The sequence below is a fragment of the Pseudonocardia kongjuensis genome, assembly GCF_039526905.1.
Classification (GTDB): Bacteria; Actinomycetota; Actinomycetes; order Mycobacteriales; family Pseudonocardiaceae; genus Pseudonocardia; species Pseudonocardia kongjuensis.
Window position 1 is genome coordinate 19,599 of record NZ_BAAAJK010000026.1, and the last position, 19,775, is coordinate 39,373.

Genomic DNA, 19,775 nt, shown 5'->3' on the forward strand with positions numbered 1-19,775 from the left:
CTGATCCGTGCTCGTTCGTACCGACGACGAGGTCTACCGCGTCGATGCGGTCTGGCTCGGCCCGCCCCGGGCCACCTTCCCCTGGCGGGCCCGCTACGTCAGCTACGGCGTCGGGCTGCTCGTGATGATGCTGATCATGATGATCCAGCGGCGGCTCGGGATCGGCCTGGACTTCTTCTCGGTCGCGTGGGCGCTGGTCGGCACCGTCGCGATCACCCGGTTCCTCGGCCACAAGATCGACTACGAGCGCCCGCTCGGCCAGGTGCTCGCCCACTTCTGGGCCGAGGTGACCGGCCCGCGGGCGGACCCGCGGGCGAACGGCGGCTCGGTGCGGGCCCGGCACGTCCGGATCCAGACCTCGCGCAACCAGCCCGCGCTGCGCGCCGGAGCCACCGGGTGGCAGGGGAAGCGGCCGGGGACGCTGTCCGGCCGGGCCGCCCGGCCGTCGCTCGCCGGGGCCACGGTCCCGGCCCCGCGCGCCGGATCCGGGCGGTCCCCGGCAGCGCAGCGCCCGGCTGCGCAGGACCCCGCAGTGCACGACCCGGCTGTGCACGACCCGGCAGTGCAGCGCCCGGCTGTGCACGACCCGGCTGTGCACGACCCGGTTGTGCCGGACCCGGCTCCGGCCGGTCCCACGGTCGTCGACGGTGCCATCGGGGACCCGGCCGTCGTACCCGGCACCGGGGAGACCGGTCCCGCCGAACCGCAGCGCGTCGTCCCGCCGCTCCCGGACCCGGTGAGCGCGCCGCAGCGGGGCCGCTTCCGCAAGGCGCGCGGCCGGATCGGCAGGCGCGGTCGCGGCGCGGCCGCCCCGGCCCGCACCCGTCAGCCCGAGCCCTGGCGCAGGGGTGGCCACCGTGGCCGCACCTGAGCGGACCTCCCGCCGGGCGCGCAGGCGTGGCCGTGCCCGGGCCGGCGAGGGCGGTTCGTCCTACACGCCGTCAATAGCGCTGCGCTCGATCGACGGCCACCTCACCCGCACCGGCACCCAGGTGATGGCCTGGTACCGGCTCGCCGCGCAGGCCTGGAGCTTCCGCAGCGACGGCCAGCGCGAGGTGCTGATCCGGCAGATCGCCGCCCAGCTGGGCGAGCTGCAGGGCCGCTGGCTGCACCTGCGGGTGACCACCCGGCCCTATCCGGTGCACATGTGGGCCGAGTCGTTCGACCAGAACGCGCTGGGCCGGATGCCCGACGTCCCCGGTGCGCTCGGCTGGGACGGCTTCCTGGAGGGCGAGCAGCGGCACCTGATGGGGCTGTCGATGGCCGACAAGGAGGTCTTCCTCGGCATCGAGGTGTCCGGCCGCGGGCTGCTCGATCGCTGGGTGGAGCGCGCCGCGCCCGTGCTGGACCGGATCGCGCCGTCCGCGGTCCGCGCCGAGCTGGCCGCGCTGGAGTCCGAGGTGAACCACCTCGACGTGCTGGTCGCCGGGTCCGGGCTGGACGCCGTCCCGGCCAGCGCCGAGGACATGGCGTGGCTGATGCACCGCTCGGTCGCGCTCGGGCTGCCCGCGCCGCGCGGGCTGTCGTCGGTCCCGCGCGGGGTCAGCACCTGGGAGGCCGAGGACCTGGCCGCCTTCACCGAGGGCGTCGACCTGCACCAGGAGCCGTACGCGCCGACCGTGCAGGTGGTCGGGCGGATGCGCTCGCAGACCGTCTCCCGCAACGTCGCGGTGCTCTCCCTGGGCCTGATGGAGGGCCTGCGCATCCCGGAGATCGACGACCCGTGGATGCAGCACTCGGACCGGCTGCCGTTCCCGGTGGAGTGGTCGGCCCGGATGTACATCCGCCGCCCCGAGGACGTCACCGGCGAGCTGCAGCGCCAGATGGGCAAGGTCCGCAGCCAGATCCGGCACTACACGCACGACCACGATCTCGATCCGCCGATGTCGCTGGCCCGCCAGGCCGACCGGGTGCTCGAGGTCGAGGACGAGCTCACCACCGGGCTCACCCAGCTCAACACCCGGCTCTACGGCTGGTGGCGGATCGCCGTCTCCGGTCGCGACGAGGCGGAGGCGACCACCCGCGCCCAGCAGGTCGTCGACCTGTACCGGCCGAAGGTGCAGATCGAGCACCCCGAGGCGCAGTACCGCTACGCCCGCGAGTTCATCCCCGGCGAGCCGCTCGCCTCCACGGCCTACCGGCGCCGGGGCAGCGTCACCTGGGCGGCGGCCGGGGTTCCCGCGGCGACCGCGAGCGTCGGCGACCGGCGCGGCATCATGCTCGGCGAGACCTGCACCGCGACCCGCCGCCCGGTCGCCTGGGACCCGTGGCTCGCGCAGGAGGTCCGGCGGGCGTCCGGGCTGACCGCGATCGTCGGCGGGCTCGGGTCCGGCAAGTCCTTCCTCACCGGCCTGGTCGTCTACAAGACGCTGCGCGCCGGCGCCCGCTGGACGGTGCTGGACCCGTCCGGCCCGCTCGCCGAGCTGACCCGGCTGCCCGAGCTCGCACCGTTCTCCCGGCACATCAACCTGCTGCGCGCCGATCCCGGCATCCTCAACCCGTACCGGGTGGTCGCCGAGCCGCGGCCGGACCACTTCGCCGACGACGAGGACCCCGAGCGCGCCTGGAAACGGGAGCGCTCGCTGGCCGCGGCCACCCGGCGTCGGCTGGTGCTCGACGTGCTCTCCGGCCTGCTGCCCTACGAGGTGTCCCGGCAGCCGCACACCCGGATCGTGCTGCTGCGCGCGGTCCGCGAGGTCGGCGGCGCACCGGACCGGCATCCCGGCATGGTGATCGACACCCTGCGCCGGCACGCCGCCGACGGCGAGGACCACGCGGGCGTCGTCGCCGACTTCCTGGACGAGCGCCGCGAGCTCCCGCAGGCCGCGCTGCTGTTCCCGGACGAGACCCGGGCCGATCCGTGGCACGCCGACCGCGACTACCGGCTCACCGTGCTGACCATGCAGGGACTGTCGCTGCCCCGGCCCGGCAGCCCGCGCGAGGAGTGGACCGACAACGAGTCGCTCGGCGTCGAGCTGCTGAACCTGGCGTCCTGGCTGACCCAGCGCACGATCTACGACGCCGACCGGAACCTGCGCAAGGGCGTCGCGCTGGACGAGACGCACTTCCTGTCCCAGGTGCCCACCGGCAAGGTGCTGATCGACCGGCTGGCCCGCGACTCCCGCAAGTTCAACGTCCGCGCGCTGTTCGCCTCCCAGCTGGCGGGCGACCTGCTGCGGGTGTCCGGGTTCGCGTCGCTGGTGAACGCGGTGTTCGTCGGCCGCACCGACGACGAGGAGGCGCAGTCCGAGGCGCTGCGGCTGCTGCGGGTGCCCACCGACGTCGGCTACGAGGAGATGCTCGGGACGCTGTCCCCGCGCCCCCGGCACGACGACCGGCCGGACGACACCCCGCGCCAGTTCGTGTTCGCCGACGGGCACGGCGGCGTCGAGAAGATCCGGATCGACCTGGAGGCGCCGCACCTGGAGCACATCCGGGAGGCGCTGGACACCAACCCGGACGCCGCCCGCGTCCAGCCGCGCACGCCCGATCCCGGGCTGACCGCGCCGGACGAGCCGACCCCGCTGCCGCCCGCGCCGCGGCAGGCGCCGGCGTCCGCCGTCGTCCCGGACCTGGACGGCGACGACATCGATCTCAGGGACGCCGACCTGCGTGTCGCCGACACCCGGATCGGCCCGGTCGGCGACGCCGATCCGGTGCTGGCCGGCGGCGTCCGGGCGGGTGCGGTGCAGGTGGTCTCGGCCGAGGTGCTGGACTCCGCCGAGCTGTTCGACGACGAGCAGCTCGACCTGCTCGACGAGCTGGACGACGAGTGGGTGGTCGACGAGCCCCGCAACGGGCACGATCCCCGGCCCGGCCCCGACGGTGACGGGCGGTGACGGGCGGGTCCGATCCGTCCGGGGGCGCCGGTCTCTGGGTGGTGCTGGGGGTGCTGCTGGCGGCCGTCGTGGTCTCGGTCGTGCGGGCCCGGCGCGCCCGGCGCCCGCTGCCCGCCGGACCGGCGCGCCCGCGCCGCCGGGCCGCGCTCGTGGTCGCCGCGCTGGTCGGCGGCACGCTGCTGGTCGGCACGCCGGCGATGGCGCAGGCCCTGGACTGCAAGACCCCGCCCGAGCCGGACCGCCCCGGCACCGGCCTGGTCGGCTCGCTGGACCGGCCGAGCGCGCTGCACGGCGAGGCCGGGTCGGTCTACGAGGAGGTCGGCTACGCCGGCCTGGTCTGGCACAACTACGACCTCGGCTGCGCCGCGTCCGGGGTGCTGAACCCGTCGGTCACCACCGACACCTGGCTCGGCAACCAGGCGTTCAACCTGGCCAAGCTCACCGTCGGCGGGGTCAACTGGGCGCACTACCTGATCGCCGACGGCGGCGCCCTGTTCGAGCCGATCGACAACGTCATCACCACCGCCACCCGCGCGATGTACGAGACGGTGTTCACCACCTGGGTCGGCCTCGCGCTGCTCGGGTTCGCGATCATCGTCCTGCTGCTGGCGATGCGCGGCGACCTCGCGAAGCAGGCCCAGCGCACCGGCATCGCGGTGCTCGCCCTGATGATCGGGTCGGCGGCGTACCTGGCGCCGGTGGACTGGTCACGGGCCGCCGACGATCTGCTGCTCGACGGGGTCACCCAGATGCAGGAGGGCTTCCTCGGCCAGATCGGGCTCGGCACCCGGGACACGTTGCCGACCGTGCTGGTCGACCAGGTCGCCTACCAGAACTGGCTGCGCGGGACGTTCGGCGCACCGGACGTCCCGCAGGCCCAGGAGCTGGGCCGGGACCTGCTGCGGGCGCAGGCGTTCACCATCGACGAGATCGACCAGGGCCTGGACACCACCGAGACGGCCGAGCAGAAGAAGGCCGACTACGCCGCGATCGCCGACCGGATGGGCGACCGGTACAGCTACTTCACCGGGACGTCCGGGAGCCGGATCGGCGCCGGGACGCTCGCGCTGATCCAGGCCGCCTGCATCGCGCTGTTCCAGCTGCTGGCAAAGGTGCTGGTGCTGGTGGCACTGCTGATCATCCGGCTGCTGGTGGTGTGCGCGCCCGCGGTCGCCGTCGTCGCGCTGCTGAAACCGGACGTCATCCCGGCGATCCTGCGGATCACCGGGGCGGCCGTGGTGAACACGCTCGTCGTGGGGGCGCTGGCCGGGCTGCACGCGTTGCTGGTGGTGTCGCTGTTCGCGCCCGGCTCCGGCGTCGACCTGTGGCTCGCGCTGCTGGTCACCGGGGTCGTCACGCTCGTGCTGTGGGCGGTCGCGCGGCCGTTCCGGCGGCTGGTGTCGATGGTGTCGCTGACCAGGGAACAGTTCGGCGGGATCGTGCCGGGCGTCGCCGACGGGCCGATGTCGAAGGTGTGGAACCGGATGCGCGGCCCGCTGCCCGGCGAGGAACGGCAGAGCCGCTGGTGGTCCGAGCGCGGGCCCGGCGGCGGCTCCGGCGACCCGGACGCCGTCCGGCCCGAGGCCGACACCGTGGCCGGACCCGGCGCCCGGACCCTGCGGCGCCGGACGTCCGGCGAGACCCCGCAGAACGCCCGGCTCGCCGAGCCGCGGCGGGCCGGGCTGCCGGTCGGGGCGTCCGGACGGCCGGACACCGGCTCCGGCGTGCCCGGCCGCACCGATCCCGGCGAGATCGACGACCGGTCCATCTACCGGCGCGCGGACCCGCTGCCGCGCCGGCCCGGCGACCCGACGCCGGTGACCCCGGAGCTGGTCGACGGCGTGCCCGTCTACAAGATCTACCGGCCGCGGGCCGCCCGGACCGCCGACGACGGGCGGGGTGACCGTGCCCGTTAGGTCCTCGCGCGGCCGGGCGGCCGCCTACCGTTCGGTGTGGCAGTGGCCGCTGCGCTCCCCGCTGCGGCTGGCCGTCACCGTCGTCGTGCTCGGCGCACTGGTGTTCGGGCTGGTGACGCTCGGCGGCCAGTTCGGCGGCGGCACCTCCGGCGGCGGGCTGATCGCCGGCGGCGGGCAGCAGGGCTGGGACGACGGCCGCTCCGGCGTCTCGGCGACCCCGACCCCGACCATGCTCCCGCCGGTCGCCGAGCTCACCCCCGAGGCGATCCCGCCGGAGCAGGCGTCGCCGCAGGCCCTGGAGGTCGCGCGGGTGTGGGCGTCGGCGTGGGTCAACCACCCGGACGGCACGACGGCCGAGCAGTGGCTGGCCGGCCTGCGCCCCTACACCACCGACGAGTTCCTCGGCGTGCTCGCCGGCGTGGACCCGGCGAACATCCCGGCGTCCCGGGTCACCGGGCAGGCGACGCCGGTGCGGGCCGCGCCGCGCAGCGTCGAGGTGGAGGTACCGACCGACACGCTGCGCCTGACGATCCTGGTCGTGGACACCGACGCGGGCTGGAAGGTGTCCCGCTACGACCGGGTGTGAGCACCCCGCTCACCCGGGCGCTGCGCCCGCTGCGGCTGCTGCTGCCGTTCGTCGCGATCGCGCTGGCCCTGCTGCTGTTCCTGACCGTCGGCTTCCTGGCGTTCAGCCCGAACGTGACCGGCCGCCAGTCCGCGGGCGCCGAGTGGTGCGACACCGGCATCTCCACGGCCACCGTCGGCCGCGGGGGCGGCGGCGCGACCATCGAGACGCTCACCGACGAGCAGCGGGCCAACGCGACCGCGATCATCGCGGTCGCCAAGGAGATGGAGCTGCCGCCCCGGGCGTGGCTGGTCGCGCTGGCCACCGCGATGCAGGAGTCCACCCTGCGCAACATCGACTACGGGGACCGGGACTCGCTCGGGCTGTTCCAGCAGCGCCCGTCGATGGGCTGGGGCACCCCGGCCCAGGTCACCGACCCGGCGTACAGCAGCCGGATCTTCTACGAGCGGCTGGTGGAGGTGCCGGGCTGGGAGCGGATGCCGGTCACGGTGGCCGCCCAGACCGTGCAGCGCTCGGGATTCCCGGACGCCTACGCCAAGTGGGAGGGACTGGCCGCGTCGATCGTCTCCGAGATCGGCGACGTCGCCAACCCGGCCGGCTGCGAGCCCGGGCCGACCGGTGCGCTGCCGCCCGGTGCGGCCGGTGCGGCCATCGGGTTCGCGCTCGGCGAGGTCGGCAAGCCGTACGTGTGGGGCGCGACCGGGCCGGACGCCTACGACTGCTCGGGACTGCTGATGCGGGCCTACGAGGCGGCCGGGATGACGATCCCGCGGGTGTCGCGCGACCAGTACCGCTCCGGCGGGCACCTGCCGGTCCGCGAGATGCAGCCGGGCGACTTCCTGTTCTACGCGCACGACACCTCGGACCCGTCGACGATCTACCACGTCACGATGTACCTCGGCGACGACATGATGGTGGAGGCCCCGAACCGGGACCACCCGGTCCGGGTGCAGCCGGTCCCGTGGGACTTCGAGGACCTCGTCCCGCTGGCGACCCGGCCGGGGACGACGCCCAACCCGGCCTGACCGGCGCGGGCCCGGCCGGTCAGTGCGTGCCGCTGCGCAGCAGCGCCTCCCGCGCGACCGTCTCGGTGTCGCTGATGTGCCGCAGGGTGATCGCGGTGACCAGCGCCGCGTCCCGCTTGCGGTAGGCCCGGATGAGCTCCTTGTGGTCCTCCCGGGCCCGGCGGCGGCGGGTCGGGTCGGTGGTCACCGACAGCCCCACGTACAGCGAGGAGATGTCGGCGAGCCGGCGCATGATGGCGCGCAGGTGCACCTGCCCCGAGGTGCCGTCGAGCAGCCGGTGCAGCCGGCGGTTGTCCTCCACCCACCGGGTGGAGTCGCTGCGCAGCGACATCGCGGAGGCGATGGCCTCGGCCTCCTCGATCTCCTCGTCGGTGATCGTGCGGACCCGCTCGCGGGCCGCGATCGGGATGAGCGTCCGCCGGATCTCGTAGACCTCGTCGAGCTCGGCGAGGCTGACCTGGTGCACCGTCGCGCCGCGGAACGGGTCGAAGTCGACCAGGCCCTGGCTCTCCAGCTCACGCAGCGCCTCGCGCACCGGCGTGACGCTCACCTCCAGGGTCGCCGCCAGCTCGGCCTGGACCAGCCGGCTGCCTGCCGGGAGCACACCGGAGACGATGGCGTCGCGCAGCCGCTCGGTGACGTCGCGATGGGCGGTGCGGACGGCGCTCGGGCCTAGGCCCGGTCTCGACCCGGTGGGCTTCACGTCACGCCTCTCTCGTCGTCGGTCGGCGCGGGCGGTACGGCGGGGACCACCCGATGTGTCGTCGGGTCAGAGGAATCGTGCCGTACCGGCGGCCTCGACGGCGAGCACGGTCCCGGCGAGGGGCACACCGAGGAACGCGGCGCGCCTGCTCTCCTGGCCGGGCCAGAGCCCGGCCGGCCCGGTCCCGGCCGGGTCGACGACGATCCGCGCGGCCGGCAGCCCGGCGGCCGGACGGAACACCGCGGCGGCCGCCGTCGTCACCTTCGCGAGCGCGGTGGGCAGGTCCAGCACGCCGCCGGCGACCAGGTGCAGCAGCGCGGGGAGCAGGAATTGCTCGCTGTCCAGGCCGGGGCCGTCGTTGCCGTGCACCGGCGCGTTGTGGTCGCTGGCGATCAGATCGACCTGCTCGGCGACGATCCCGCGGAGCCCGTCGCGGTCCGCGCCGCCGGGCACCGGCGGGAGCACGTGCAGCTCCCCGGCCCGTCCGGGCGGGAGCTCGACGAGGAAGTGCGGCGAGGTCTGGCAGGTCGAGTCCGGCCGGGCCGCGACCAGATCTGCCATCGACCGCGACGTGACGTGCCGGAAGTGCACCGGGCCGGCGTGCTCGGTGGCGACCCGCTCGAAGCTCTCCCGGTCGTAGAAGTACACGGCGGCCCGGCAGCCCGCCGCCCACACCGCTTCGAGATTGGCCCGGAAGAACGGGTCGTTCGAGTAGAGCTTGATCGTCGGCATCCAGGTCTCGCGGACCTGCGCGCCGTGCTCCCGCAGCCAGCCGGCGAAGCCCTCGCTGGACGGGCTGTCGGAGACCGAGAGGATCGGCAGTACCCGCGGGAACGCGGTCCCGGCCAGGAAGCTCGTCACGGCCTCCAGGGGCCGGGTGCGGACCAGGTGCCAGGGCAGCGCCGTGTTGACGGCGGTCGCGCCACCGGCCAATGCCCGCCACCGGTCGGACTCGCGCAGGCCGAGATCGAGCACCGGCAGGTGGCTGTCGGCGTCGTAGAGCCCGGGCAGCACCTGCAGGCCGGCCCCGTCGACGCCGGTCGGGGGACCGGCCGGGCCGGGCACCTCCAGCCGGATGTCCTCCCGCCCGCCGCTCAACGGGTCGAGCACGTCGTGCAGGACGACCGTGCGCCCAGCCGGGGTGGTCGTCGCGGGTGTCGGGGTCACCGGAGTCGCAGTGGGCACGGCCGTCACGGACCTTCCATCGAGGACATGGCGGCCAGATCATATATGTTGCTGGACCGCTCGGAGCAAGCGTCACGATGAGTGATCACGGCGCTCCAACCTGCACGGACATGGTGTTTCGCGATCGTGAACAAGTGTTTCGGGTTGGGTCAGGGGCTGGACGCGACGCCGGGCTGAAGCGCAACTTTCATATATGTTGCGAGAACGAGAGGGCCTCCGATGACCGCGGACCTGGCGGTGCGGGTCGGTCGGATCGAGGCCCGGGACGCCGTCCGCAGGCTCAAGGCGGCCTACATGCAGGGGCTCGACGACCGGCGGCGCGGCGCGGTGGCGGACCTCTTCTGGGAGGACGCGGTCTGGGAGGCGTTGCCGGACCGGGTGCCGGAGGGCGTCCCGGCCGCTCCGGGCGGGGCCGGACGGATCGTCGGCCGCGCGGCCATCGCCGCGTCGTTCGAGGACGCCGCCGCCCGGATGGGGTTCACCGCCCACTTCCTCACCAACGAGGACGTGACGGTGGACGGCGACCGGGCGGTCGGCCGCTGGAAGCTGCTGCAGACCTGCACCGCGGGGGACACGGCGTTCTGGCAGGCCGGTGTCTACGTCGACGACTTCGAGTGCCGGGACGGCGAGTGGCGCTTCGCCCACCTCCGGCTCGCGCTCGACTTCCGGACGCCGTACCCGGACGGCTGGGCGGCCACCCGGATGTGGGACCTGCCGGAGCGGGTCCGATGAGGATCGCGAGGTTCGCCGCAGGGCCGGAACGCGGGACCGGCCTGGTCGACCCGCGCGCCGGGACGCTGCGCCCGGTCCGCGAGACGCTCGCCGACCTGGTCGCCGGGGCGCTCCCCACCCCGGACGGCCGGACGCTCGAGCTCGGCGCGGTCCGCCTCCGGTCCCCGCTCGCCGAGGACTGCCGCGGCCTGCTCTGCACCGGCATCAACTACGCCGAGCACCAGGCCGAGTCGGCCGAGGTGTTCGTCGCGGCCGCGCCGCGGCACCCGATCGTCTTCTTCAAGACGCCGTCGGCGGTGGCCGACCCGGGTGCGGTGCTGGAGCTCGACGAGCGGGTGTCCGCGCAGTTCGACTGGGAGGTCGAGCTCGGGGTGGTGATCGGGCTCGGCGGCCGGGACATCGCGGCCGCCGACGCCGGCCGGCACGTGTTCGGCTACACGATCGTCAACGACGTCACCGCCCGGGACGTCCAGCGCAGGCACGAGCAGTGGCACCTGGGAAAGAACGTCGACGGGGCCACCCCGGTCGGCCCGTGGATCGTGACCGCCGACGAGGCGGGCTACCCGCCGGACGCGGCGATCGAGCTGGCCGTCAACGGCGTCCGCAAGCAGCGGGCGCACACCACGGACATGATCTTCAGCGTCGCCGAGCAGATCGCGGTGATCTCCCGCTACGTCGCGCTCCGCCCGGGCGACGTGATCGCGACCGGCACCCCGGCCGGCGTCGGCTTCACCCGGTCCCCGGCCGAGTTCCTCCGCGGCGGCGACGTCGTCGAGGCCCGGATCGACGGTATCGGGCTGCTCCGCAACGAGATCCGCGTGACCCCGGCCGCGCCGCGGCCGGCCATGACCCAGGTGGAGGTGGCGTGATGACCGGGACGACGGCCGTCGGGAACCGGGTGGTGCGGACTGCGGGCAGGACCGTCGGCCTGTACTCGCCGGCGGTGGTGATCCCACCGGGTGTGCACACGGTGCACGTCAGCGGCGTGCTGTCGGTCGACCCGGACGGCGGGTCGGTCGGCCACGACGACTTCGAGACGCAGATGCGGACCGTCTTCCGGCTGCTCGGCGAGACGCTCGCGGCCGGCGGCTCCTCGTTCGCCGAGCTGGTGAAGATGACGACCTACCTGGTCGATCCCGGCCACATCGACGAGTTCTACCGGATCCGGGAGGAGCTGTTCGCCGGGATCTTCCCGGGCGGCCGGCCACCCGGGAACACCCTCCTGGTCGTGCAGCGGCTCGTGCGACCGGAGTTCCTGATCGAGATCGAGGGCGTCGCGACGTCCTCCACCGGAGGCGAAGGGGCGGACGATGAGCTCGTCGGCTGAGGAACAGGCATTCCCGAGCGGCTGCCGGGTGGTCGGCACCGGGGCGCTCGTGGCGGACAACGCGGCGGACGCCGGCGGCGCCTCGGGCGCGCTGGCCCGCGGCACCGCCGCGGCGGCCGCCGGGATGTGGATGGGCACCAGCGTCCTGCCGGCCGGCCGGGGCGGCGGCCTGCACCACCACGAGGACCAGACCACGATCGTCTGCATCGTCTCCGGATCCATGCGGTTCGTCGTCGAGGGCCCCGGCGGCACCGAGGACTTCTTCGCCGGCCCCGGCGAGATCGCCGTCATCCCCGGCGGGCTGGTGCACCGCGAGGAGAACCCGGGCACCGAGGACTGCGTCTGCGTGGTCGTCCGCAACTCCGAGACCCCGACCGTCGTCAACGTCGACTGATCCCCCCCGACCCGACCGATGGAGCACCGATGACCCTGCTCACCCCCGAGGTCCGCGCGATCCTGGACGGCCTGCGCGAGTTCGGTGGCGACTACACCACCGCGCGGACCATGCCGGCCGCCGTCTACACCTCCGAGGAGTTCTACGAGTTCGAGAAGGAGGCGATCTTCGCCCGCGAGTGGCTCTGCCTCGGCCACGTCAGCCAGGTCCCGGAGGGCGGTGACTACTTCACCATCACCGTCGGCGACGAGCCGCTGATCGTCGCGCGCGACCGGGCGGGCGAGATCCGGGTGATGTCCGCGATCTGCCAGCACCGCGCCTACCCGGTCGTCGAGCCGGGCGCGAAGGGCAGCACCAAACAGTTCCGCTGCTCGTACCACTACTGGGCGTACGGGCTCGACGGCCGGCTGGTCGCCGCGCCGGAGATGACCCGGACCTGCCCGATCGCCGAGCTGCGCGCGGAGACCCGGCTGCCGCAGCTGAAGGTCGAGATCTGGCACGGGATGATCTTCGCGAACATGGACCCGGACGCCGCCCCGCTCGCACCGCGGCTGGCGAAGCTGGCACCCGAGATGGAGGCCTACGACGTCGCCAACCTGACGGCGATCAACCATCTCGAGTACCCGGACCAGCCGTGGAACTGGAAGGGCATGCACGAGAACGCCCTCGAGCCGTACCACACCTCGTTCGTGCACATGGGCTACCACGACGTCGCCCCGGCGTCGATGGCCGAGTTCGTCGAGTGGGACGACGCCGACGGCCAGATCATGCACCCGACGAACTACCGCTGGATCGACGCGGGCTTCAACCCGACGGGCAAGAGCGTCCTCCCGATCCTGCCCGGGCTGGACGAGAAGCGGCGCAGCCGGATCATGTTCGCCTCGGTGCTGCCCACCGTGTTCTTCGCACTGAGCCCCGACCAGGTCTTCTACTTCCTCATCACCCCCGAGTCGGCCGGCCGGATGACCCTGCGGATGGCCTGGCTGTTCCCGGAGAGCTCGCTCAAGGCCCCCGGGTTCGACTGGGCCTTCGAGATGCAGAACGCGGTCAACGCGGTGATCAACGACCAGGACATCACCACGAACACCCGGATGCAGGGCGGCCAGCGGTCCCGGTACGCCAAGCGCGGCCGGTACAGCTGGCAGGAGTCGACGCTGCCGCAGATGAACCGCTGGCTGACCCTGCGCTACCAGGCCTACGCGGACTCGCTCGCCGAGCGGGCCGGCTGACCGGCGGCACGACCGTGGACACACGCACAGCGCCGCCGCCCGCACCGGTGACGGAGCGCTCCCCCGCGGTGCGGGGCCCCCGCCGCGACGCCGTCGCCGTCGCGGCGGGCTGCGTCGTCGTCGCGCTCGTCGTCGTCGCGCTCTGGGAGCTCGTGAAGCTGGTCGCCGGCCTGGACCGGACCCGGCTGCCGCACGTCTGGGAGGTGCTGGCGCACTTCGGGGCGCGCACCTCCCAGGGCGAGATCGAGCTGGTCTTCCTGCTCGGCAACCTGTGGGTCACCGTGCGGTCGGCCGTGTTCGGCATCCTGTGCGCGCTGCTCGTCGGCACCGCACTGGGCGTGCTCACGGCCAAGCGGCCGGTGCTCGGCCCGAGCCTCATGCCGCTGCTCGTGCTGAGCCGCGCGCTCCCGCTGGTGGCGCTCGCGCCGCCGCTGGTGATCCTGTTCGGACCGGGCTGGGTGGCCGCGACGATCATGGCGACGCTGGCCGGCTTCTTCCCGGCCGTGGTCGCGGTGGCCCGCGGGATCGGCGAGGTCCCGGTCGCCCAGCGCGAGCTGCTGGACAGCTTCGGCGCGCCGCGGCGGCGGCAGTTCACCGTGCTGGAGCTGCCGGCCGCGCTGACCCACACCAGCGCGGCGATCCGGACCGTCGCGGCCTGGGCGTTCCTCGGGGCCGTCCTCGCCGAGCTCCCGTCCGGCACCCAGGACGGCATCGCGGCGGTCGTCCTCGCGGCCAGCCAGTACTACTCCTACCGCCCCGAACCGATGTGGTGTGCGGCGATCGTCGTCGCCGGCGGCGGCGTGGCGCTGGTGTACCTGGTCTCCTGGCTGGTCCGGGCCGCCGCCAGGGCCGCACTGCGGACCACCCACCTACCGGCGGGAGCCGAATCATGACCATCACCCGCGACCCCGCCACCGGGACCCGCACCGCGATCGAGTTCTCCCGGGTCGGCAAGACCTTCGACCCGGCCGCCGGCCCGGTGCTCGACGGCCTGGACCTGTCGATCGCCGAGGGCGAGTTCGTCTCGCTCGTCGGTGCGTCGGGCTGCGGGAAGTCCACCCTGCTCCGGCTGGCCGGCGACCTGACCTCACCGACCGACGGTGTGGTGCTCGTCGACGGCCGGGAGGCCGCGCTCGCCCGCGAGCGCCGGGAGATCGGAGTGGTGTTCCAGAGCCCCAACCTGCTGCCCTGGCGCAGCGTGCTGCGCAACGTCGAGCTCCCGCTGGAACACACCGGGGTGCCCCGGGCCGAGCGCCGCGAACGGGCGATGGCCCAGCTCGAGCTGGTCGGGCTCGCCGCGGCGGCCGGGAAGTACCCGCAGCAGATCTCCGGCGGGATGGCCCAGCGGGTGGCGATCGCCAGGGCGCTGGTCTACGACCCGCGGATCGTGCTGATGGACGAGCCGTTCGGTGCGCTCGACGAGATCATTCGGGACCGGCTCAACCTGGAGGTCCGCGATCTCTGGGCCCGGACCGGGAAGACCGTGCTGTTCGTGACCCACTCGGTGCCGGAGGCGGTGTTCATGTCCTCCCGGGTCGTCGTGATGGCCGCCGGGCCCGGCCGGGTCGGCGAGATCGTGGAGATCGACCTGCCGGGCCGGCGCACCGCGGCGACCACGACGACCCCGGGCTTCTTCGACGCGGTGACCCGCGTCCGCACGAGCCTGTCGGCGCACATGGGGGCGTCGTGAGCGCCGCCCCGGCGGAGCGGTACGCGCCGCGGGCGGCCACCCGGTGGCTGACCGTCCCGGGCACGGTGCTGCTGCTCGTCCTGTTCGTCGCGGCCTGGTCGGCCGCGATCCGGATCTTCTCGATCGGACCGCTGACCCTGCCGTCGCCGTCCGGGGTGCTCGCCGCGGTCGCCGAGAAGCCCGGCGTCTACCTGCGCAACGGATGGAACAGCCTGGTCGAGGCGGTGCTGGGGCTGGGCGCCGGCGTCGTCGTCGGGGTCGCGGTCGCGGCGCTGGTCGTGCGCCGCCGCACGGCCAGGGCGGTGTCGGCGGTCTACGCGTCCGCGCTGATGGCGGTCCCGGTCGTCGCGCTGATCCCACTGGCCAACGCGGTCTTCGGGTTCGGCATGCTGCCCCGGGTGGTCGTGGTGGCGATGGCCGTCGGCCCGCTGATGTTCACCTTCGCACTGAACGGCTTCTCCGCGGCCGACCCCGGGACCGTGGAGCTGTTCCGCAGCATCGCCGCCTCCCCCGGCCGGACCGTCCGGTCGCTCTACCTCCCCGCCGCGCTGCCGCACCTGATGAGCGGCCTGCGGGTCGCCGCGCCGACCTCCTTCACGGTCGCGCTGCTCGCCCAGTACTTCGGCGGGAGCCTGGAGAACCTCGGTACCTACATCAAGAGCGCATCGGTGCAGCTGCGCGTCGACAACCTCTGGGGCGCGGCCCTCACCGCGTTCGTGTTCTGCGCGCTGCTGTTCTGGCTCGCCATCGCGCTCGACCGGTTGCTCGTGCGCCGACGCTGACCCGCCCCGGACGGCACCTCCCCCGAACCCGTCCGTCCCCGACGATCCACAAAGGACACCATGATGCGCATTCCCTGTCGCAGGCTGCTCGCGGCCCTCACCGCCTCGGCCGCACTGCTCACCCTCGCCGCCTGCGGGACCGGCTCCGACACCGGGGACGCCGGTGCCGACGGCCTCCGGCCGGTCACCCTCGCCCTCGGCTGGGTCACCCAGGCCGAGTGGGCCGGCTACTACGCGGCACAGGAGCAGGGCTTCTACCGGGAGGCGGGACTCGACGTGACGATCCGGCCGGGCGGGCCGGACGTCAGCGCCCAGCAGATCGTCGGATCGGGCCAGGCCGAGCTCGGCACCGACAGCTTCGGCAACACGCTGAGCGCGATCGACCAGGGCGCCTCGCTGAAGGCGGTCGCCCAGACCACGGCCCGGCCGGGGTACGTGATGGTGTCGAGGAAGTCCGCGGGCATCGAGTCCCCCGCGGACTGGGTCGGCAAGCGGATCGGCTCGTGGGCCGGTGACCAGAAGCTCTACGCGACGATGGCCAAGTACGGGATCGACCCGGACACCGACGTCACGATGGTCCAGCAGGGCTTCGACATGAACCAGTTCCTGTCCGGCGACATCGACATCGCCTCCGCGTACGCGTTCAACGAGCTCGGCCAGGTGCTGGCATCGGGGATCCCGGCCGAGGAGCTGAACGTCTACTCCTTCGCCGAGGACGACACCTCGGTCGCCGAGGACGGGATCTTCGCCAACGGCGACTTCCTGGAGTCCAACCGGGACGACGTCACCGCGTTCGTCACCGCGTCGATGCGCGGCTGGGCCTACTGCCGGGACAACGCCGAGCACTGCGTCGAGCTGGTGGTCCAGCAGGGCACCGCGCTGGACGCCGACTTCCAGACCTACCAGATGAACCAGATGAACCAGCTGATCTGGCCGTCGGTCGCGGGGCTCGGCAGCATCGACGAGGAGTGGTACCAGCAGTCGATCGAGCTGCTGCACCGGTACGGGGTGATCAGCCGGGAGCTGCCCCTCGACGAGGTCGCCGATCTCGCGCTGAACGAGGCGGCGACCGCGGCGCTGGACGACGTCGACCGGTTCGGCGCTGCCTACACCGCTCCCGACCTGCCGGCCGACCTGCTGACCAGGGGCTGAGTACCGGGCCGCCCCGGCCCGGCCCGGCCTATCCCGGTGGCGTCAGGGCCGTGAGGGCCGTCAGCTCCGCGACCAGGGTCGCGGCGTCGGCCGGGCCGGCCTGCACCGTCGCGCCGTCCGGCGGCGGCCCGCCGATCACCGCCGGGGTGGGCCGCCGCTGGTAGTAGCAGCCCTGCGCGGTGACGTGCACCAGCAGCACCGCGGGCGCCCGGTGCCCGCCGGGCCCGGACCGCCCGGCGCCGAGCTGGGCGAGGCCGCGCAGGTCGCCCATCCGCGCGACGAGCTCGGCCTCGGCGCCCGAGCAGCCGCGCCGCAGCAGCTCGGCCACCCAGCGGGTGCGGTCGCCCGCCGCCGCGGCGGCGGCGCCGGTGAGCACCCGCGCCGGGATCCGCACGGTCGGGCCCGGTCCGCGGGCGAGCGGCCCGAGCAGCTCCACCAGGGCGGCGGCGGCCTGCTCGGGCGGCACCCGGAGCAGCGCGACGTCGTCACCGATCCGGGTGGCGAGCACGGCCCGCCCGGACCGGTACCCGACGAGCGCCTGCTGGGCGGTGGGCGGGGAGACGACGAGATCGTGCTGGAACTCGGGTGCGACGACGGTGCGCAGGTCGTCGACCAGGGCGGATCGGAACCCGCCTGCGCCGAGCAGTCCGCGCGCGGCCAGCGACCGGGTCGCCGCACGGACCACCCCGGCCCGCTCGACGTCGGTCGGGCCGGGACTGAGCACGCCGAGCACCGCCGGGCCGCGGCCCAGGTCCAGCAGGTCGCGGGCGACGTCGAACTCGGCGGCGCCCAGCACGGTCGCCCGTCGCCAGTCGAGCAGCGGCCCCGGCGCGGCGGCACCCGGCGCGCGGCCGGTCACCGGTGGTCCTCGTCCGGGCCGAGGACGGCGTCGGTGGCCGTCACGTCGATGTCGAAGACCTCGTCGGTGGGGACGACGTAGCGGTTGCGGTGGTCCTGCCCGCCACCGGTCCCGGCGCCGGCGCCGGACATCGGGCCGTACCCGCCGGGGAAGCCGGACCCGCGGGCCTCCGCGGGCCGGCCCGCGTACGTCGTGGGATCGGCCGGGCCGGGCCGGGCGCCCGGCGGGCCCCATCCGCCGCCGCGCCCCGGTGCCGGGTGTGGTTCGGGCGCTCCCGCACCGCGCCCGGGGCCGGGGACCAGCTGCTGTTGCCGGGCCCGTTCGGCGAAGTCGCGGGCGAGCTGGTCGCCGGTGCGCAGGCCGCCCGGGCCGGGCAGCGGGCCCCCCGGGCCGGGCAGCGGGCCGAACGGGGCCGCCGGCCGGTCGGGCGCCCACGGCCGTTCCGGTCCCGGTGGCGTGCCGGGGCCCGGCAGCCGATCGGGGGGACCGGCCACGACCTCGGCCTGGCTCACGGTGTTCGGCCGGTGCGTGTCGGGCGGCTCCGGTACCCCCGGTCCGGGCGGGCCGGTCGGCCCCCCGGAGCCCCCGCCGCCCGGGACGTGCGGCCCGCCGGGACCACCGATGTCCGGGATGTCCGGACCGCCGGTGCCCGGTGGCGCGGGCGGCCCCGGGGCGGGACCGCCGGGACCGGTGATCGGCGGGGGCACCGTGCGGGTGTCCGGGCCCGCCACCGGCCCGCCACCGCCACCCCCGCCACCCCCGCCGCCCCCGCCGCCGCCCTGCTGGCCGGTCCCGGGCGGCCCGCCTGCCGGCGGTGGGGCGGCGCCGGCGAAGTCGTCGTCGGTCGCGGAGGTCTCGGCGGCGTAGCGGTCCAGCGCCCGGTTGGCGATCTCGTCGTTCACCAGGTTGCGCTCGGCGATCGTGACGTGGTCCGCGCCCCTTCCCCACAGCGAGTGCCACGCCTCCGACATGTTGTCGACCGAGCGCTGGAACCAGCTGTGGTCGGCCGGGTCCACGTAGGTGATCTGCTTGCGCATCGTCTCGAACGAGTGTCCGTGGTCGACGAGCCGCTCGGCGCCGTTGCCGGTGACGGCGGCGGTGTCCGCCATCCCCGAGGAGGTGGCGGCGAGCGAGTTCCGGGCCGCGTCCGAGGCGGTGCCCTGCCAGGCGATCTCGAGCTCGGTGCCTTCACGCTCGGTCGTCTGCTGTGCCTCCTGGAAGGCGGTCGTCAGCTTCGTGAGGCCGGCGGAGGTCTGGGTGGCGGCGGCGAGGCCGGGCTGTCCGTCGATCCAGCCGAACTTGGTGGCCATGTCGAACGCCGCGAAGTTGTAGCAGCGGATCACGGCGAGCCGCCCGTGCCCGACGGGCCGGGTCGCGCGGCCGCCAGGGATTCCGCGATCGCGGAATCGGTGTAGCCGTACTGCCGGGCCGCCTCGGTCAGCCGGTGTACGGCCTCGGTGATCTTGTTCAGATGGTCCGTGTGTGCTTGCAGGATGTGTCTGATCTTCCGGTCGAACGACGCTGCCGCGTCGAGCGACACCAGGTCCTGACCACACGGCGTGACCCTGCACTCGAGGGTCGCCCGGTGCAGGATCCGCTGCATCTGCTCGGCCTGCAATTGCAGCCGGTTCCGCACTCCGAGGACGTTCGAGCCGTCGATCTGCAGCATCAGCGGGTCGGATGCGGCTCCCCGCGGTGCCCGGGCGTCGATGTTCATCGACGGGACGCTATGGCTCGCGGCGCCGTCCGGCAGGCGATCCTCCATCCCCGTTCGCAGAGGTGAACAGGAGTCAGCCCTGGGCTGTTCGAGCGCCCTCGAGGATCTCGGCGGTGAGGGTGGCGGCGTCGTCACAGACGAAGCCGATGGGGCGTGGGGCTCCGTCGACGTCGAGTACCGACTGGGCGACGACGCGCATGCTCTGTCCGGAGTGCACGTCGACGATCAGTGCGCACATCGGGGCGGAGTCGGTGAACTCCGTCTGCCGTACGGCCCCGTAACCGGCGACCGTCTCGACCGGCCGCCCCTGACCGAGTGCGCGGTCCGCCTCCATGTCGATGAACTGGACGCTGTAGCTCCGGCCGTTGTCGAAGTTGTTCCAGGAACAGCTGCGGGCGGCCATGCCCTCGACGATCTGCTCGTCGGCTTCCCCCTTTCCGACACCGCGCACCTGCCGGCCCGAGGAGCCGAGCAGCATGCACGGATCGAGCCGGGACACGTCGATGTCCCGGGGGCGGTCGGGGAAGGGGCCCGCAGGCTCGTCGGCGGAACAACCGGCGACGGCGGTGGCGATGCCGAGGAGCACCAGCAGGACGGTCGTGCCGCGCCAACCTGATCGGCCCACGTCGTCCTCCGTTG

General features: G+C 74.1%; 20 protein-coding genes. 14 read left to right on the plus strand and 6 right to left on the minus strand.

The genetic code is table 11. The features are described 5' to 3' along the window. Positions 1-7 precede the first annotated feature (7 nt). From ABD160_RS21085 to ABD160_RS21105, 5 genes are read left to right on the plus strand one after another with little or no spacing between them, the layout of a single operon-like run. Positions 8-871 carry a hypothetical protein gene (locus ABD160_RS21085; RefSeq protein WP_344025104.1) on the plus strand — a complete coding sequence of 288 codons (864 nt, stop codon included), beginning with the start codon at positions 8-10 and terminating at the stop codon, positions 869-871. Next, on the plus strand, positions 858-3,839 hold the full coding sequence (locus tag ABD160_RS21090; RefSeq protein ID WP_344025106.1) for an ATP-binding protein: 2,982 nt from the start codon (positions 858-860) through the stop codon (positions 3,837-3,839). The genes ABD160_RS21085 and ABD160_RS21090 overlap by 14 nt, the downstream gene beginning before the upstream one ends. Continuing rightward, entirely contained in the window at positions 3,836-5,755 is a 1,920-nt protein-coding gene (locus ABD160_RS21095) for a hypothetical protein (RefSeq protein WP_344025108.1), read from the plus strand. The genes ABD160_RS21090 and ABD160_RS21095 overlap by 4 nt, the downstream gene beginning before the upstream one ends. After that, positions 5,739-6,341, plus strand: a complete 603-nt coding sequence (locus ABD160_RS21100; protein WP_344025110.1) for a hypothetical protein — start codon at positions 5,739-5,741, stop codon at positions 6,339-6,341. The genes ABD160_RS21095 and ABD160_RS21100 overlap by 17 nt, the downstream gene beginning before the upstream one ends. Then, positions 6,338-7,366 carry a C40 family peptidase gene (locus tag ABD160_RS21105; protein ID WP_344025112.1) on the plus strand — a complete coding sequence of 343 codons (1,029 nt, stop codon included), beginning with the start codon at positions 6,338-6,340 and terminating at the stop codon, positions 7,364-7,366. Before ABD160_RS21100 ends, ABD160_RS21105 begins: the two co-directional genes overlap by 4 nt. 19 nt (positions 7,367-7,385) lie before the next feature. On the opposite strand, the gene ABD160_RS21110 is transcribed toward ABD160_RS21105, so the two are convergent. Together ABD160_RS21110 and ABD160_RS21115 are read right to left on the minus strand one after the other, a co-directional pair. Then, complete coding sequence (locus tag ABD160_RS21110) at positions 7,386-8,069, minus strand: GntR family transcriptional regulator (RefSeq protein WP_344025114.1); 684 nt, start codon at positions 8,067-8,069, stop codon at positions 7,386-7,388. A gap of 66 nt (positions 8,070-8,135) precedes the next feature. Next, the gene (locus ABD160_RS21115) at positions 8,136-9,236 is read right to left on the minus strand and encodes an amidohydrolase family protein (RefSeq protein WP_344025116.1); all 1,101 of its coding nucleotides are present in this window, start codon (positions 9,234-9,236) and stop codon (positions 8,136-8,138) included. 237 nt (positions 9,237-9,473) lie between these two features. On the opposite strand from ABD160_RS21115, the gene ABD160_RS21120 reads away from it, so the two are divergent. The 9 genes from ABD160_RS21120 (at position 9,474) to ABD160_RS21160 (ending at position 16,560) form a co-directional block, all read left to right on the plus strand. After that, positions 9,474-9,986 carry a nuclear transport factor 2 family protein gene (locus ABD160_RS21120; protein ID WP_344025118.1) on the plus strand — a complete coding sequence of 171 codons (513 nt, stop codon included), beginning with the start codon at positions 9,474-9,476 and terminating at the stop codon, positions 9,984-9,986. Then, positions 9,983-10,855 carry a fumarylacetoacetate hydrolase family protein gene (locus ABD160_RS21125; protein WP_344025120.1) on the plus strand — a complete coding sequence of 291 codons (873 nt, stop codon included), beginning with the start codon at positions 9,983-9,985 and terminating at the stop codon, positions 10,853-10,855. Before ABD160_RS21120 ends, ABD160_RS21125 begins: the two co-directional genes overlap by 4 nt. Then, the gene (locus ABD160_RS21130) at positions 10,855-11,313 is read left to right on the plus strand and encodes a RidA family protein (protein ID WP_344025122.1); all 459 of its coding nucleotides are present in this window, start codon (positions 10,855-10,857) and stop codon (positions 11,311-11,313) included. The genes ABD160_RS21125 and ABD160_RS21130 overlap by 1 nt, the downstream gene beginning before the upstream one ends. Then, on the plus strand, positions 11,297-11,707 hold the full coding sequence (locus ABD160_RS21135; protein ID WP_344025124.1) for a cupin domain-containing protein: 411 nt from the start codon (positions 11,297-11,299) through the stop codon (positions 11,705-11,707). Before ABD160_RS21130 ends, ABD160_RS21135 begins: the two co-directional genes overlap by 17 nt. 29 nt (positions 11,708-11,736) lie before the next feature. Then, the gene (locus ABD160_RS21140) at positions 11,737-12,936 is read left to right on the plus strand and encodes an aromatic ring-hydroxylating oxygenase subunit alpha (protein WP_344025126.1); all 1,200 of its coding nucleotides are present in this window, start codon (positions 11,737-11,739) and stop codon (positions 12,934-12,936) included. A gap of 68 nt (positions 12,937-13,004) precedes the next feature. Beyond that, a complete protein-coding gene (locus ABD160_RS21145) occupies positions 13,005-13,829 on the plus strand; it encodes an ABC transporter permease (RefSeq protein ID WP_344025128.1) in 825 nt (274 codons plus the stop codon). Next, entirely contained in the window at positions 13,826-14,626 is an 801-nt protein-coding gene (locus tag ABD160_RS21150) for an ABC transporter ATP-binding protein (protein ID WP_344025130.1), read from the plus strand. The genes ABD160_RS21145 and ABD160_RS21150 overlap by 4 nt, the downstream gene beginning before the upstream one ends. After that, positions 14,623-15,408 (plus strand): ABC transporter permease, encoded by a 786-nt coding sequence (locus tag ABD160_RS21155; RefSeq protein ID WP_344025132.1) that lies wholly within the window; start codon positions 14,623-14,625, stop codon positions 15,406-15,408. The genes ABD160_RS21150 and ABD160_RS21155 overlap by 4 nt, the downstream gene beginning before the upstream one ends. A gap of 63 nt (positions 15,409-15,471) precedes the next feature. Continuing rightward, positions 15,472-16,560, plus strand: coding sequence for an ABC transporter substrate-binding protein (locus tag ABD160_RS21160; protein ID WP_344025134.1), 1,089 nt, complete (start codon positions 15,472-15,474; stop codon positions 16,558-16,560). Between the two features lie 28 nt (positions 16,561-16,588). Here the strand turns inward: ABD160_RS21160 and ABD160_RS21165 are convergent, their stop codons facing one another. The 4 genes from ABD160_RS21165 to ABD160_RS21180 all read right to left on the minus strand — a co-directional run bounded on the left by ABD160_RS21165 (position 16,589) and on the right by ABD160_RS21180 (position 19,761). Further along, on the minus strand, positions 16,589-17,419 hold the full coding sequence (locus ABD160_RS21165) for an ESX secretion-associated protein EspG (protein ID WP_344025136.1): 831 nt from the start codon (positions 17,417-17,419) through the stop codon (positions 16,589-16,591). Continuing rightward, positions 17,416-18,762, minus strand: a complete 1,347-nt coding sequence (locus tag ABD160_RS21170; RefSeq protein WP_344025138.1) for a hypothetical protein — start codon at positions 18,760-18,762, stop codon at positions 17,416-17,418. Before ABD160_RS21170 ends, ABD160_RS21165 begins: the two co-directional genes overlap by 4 nt. Further along, complete coding sequence (locus tag ABD160_RS21175; RefSeq protein WP_344025140.1) at positions 18,759-19,136, minus strand: hypothetical protein; 378 nt, start codon at positions 19,134-19,136, stop codon at positions 18,759-18,761. Before ABD160_RS21175 ends, ABD160_RS21170 begins: the two co-directional genes overlap by 4 nt. Before the next feature lie 73 nt (positions 19,137-19,209). Beyond that, a complete protein-coding gene (locus ABD160_RS21180) occupies positions 19,210-19,761 on the minus strand; it encodes a DUF3558 family protein (RefSeq protein ID WP_344025142.1) in 552 nt (183 codons plus the stop codon). Between the last annotated feature and the right edge of the window lie 14 nt (positions 19,762-19,775).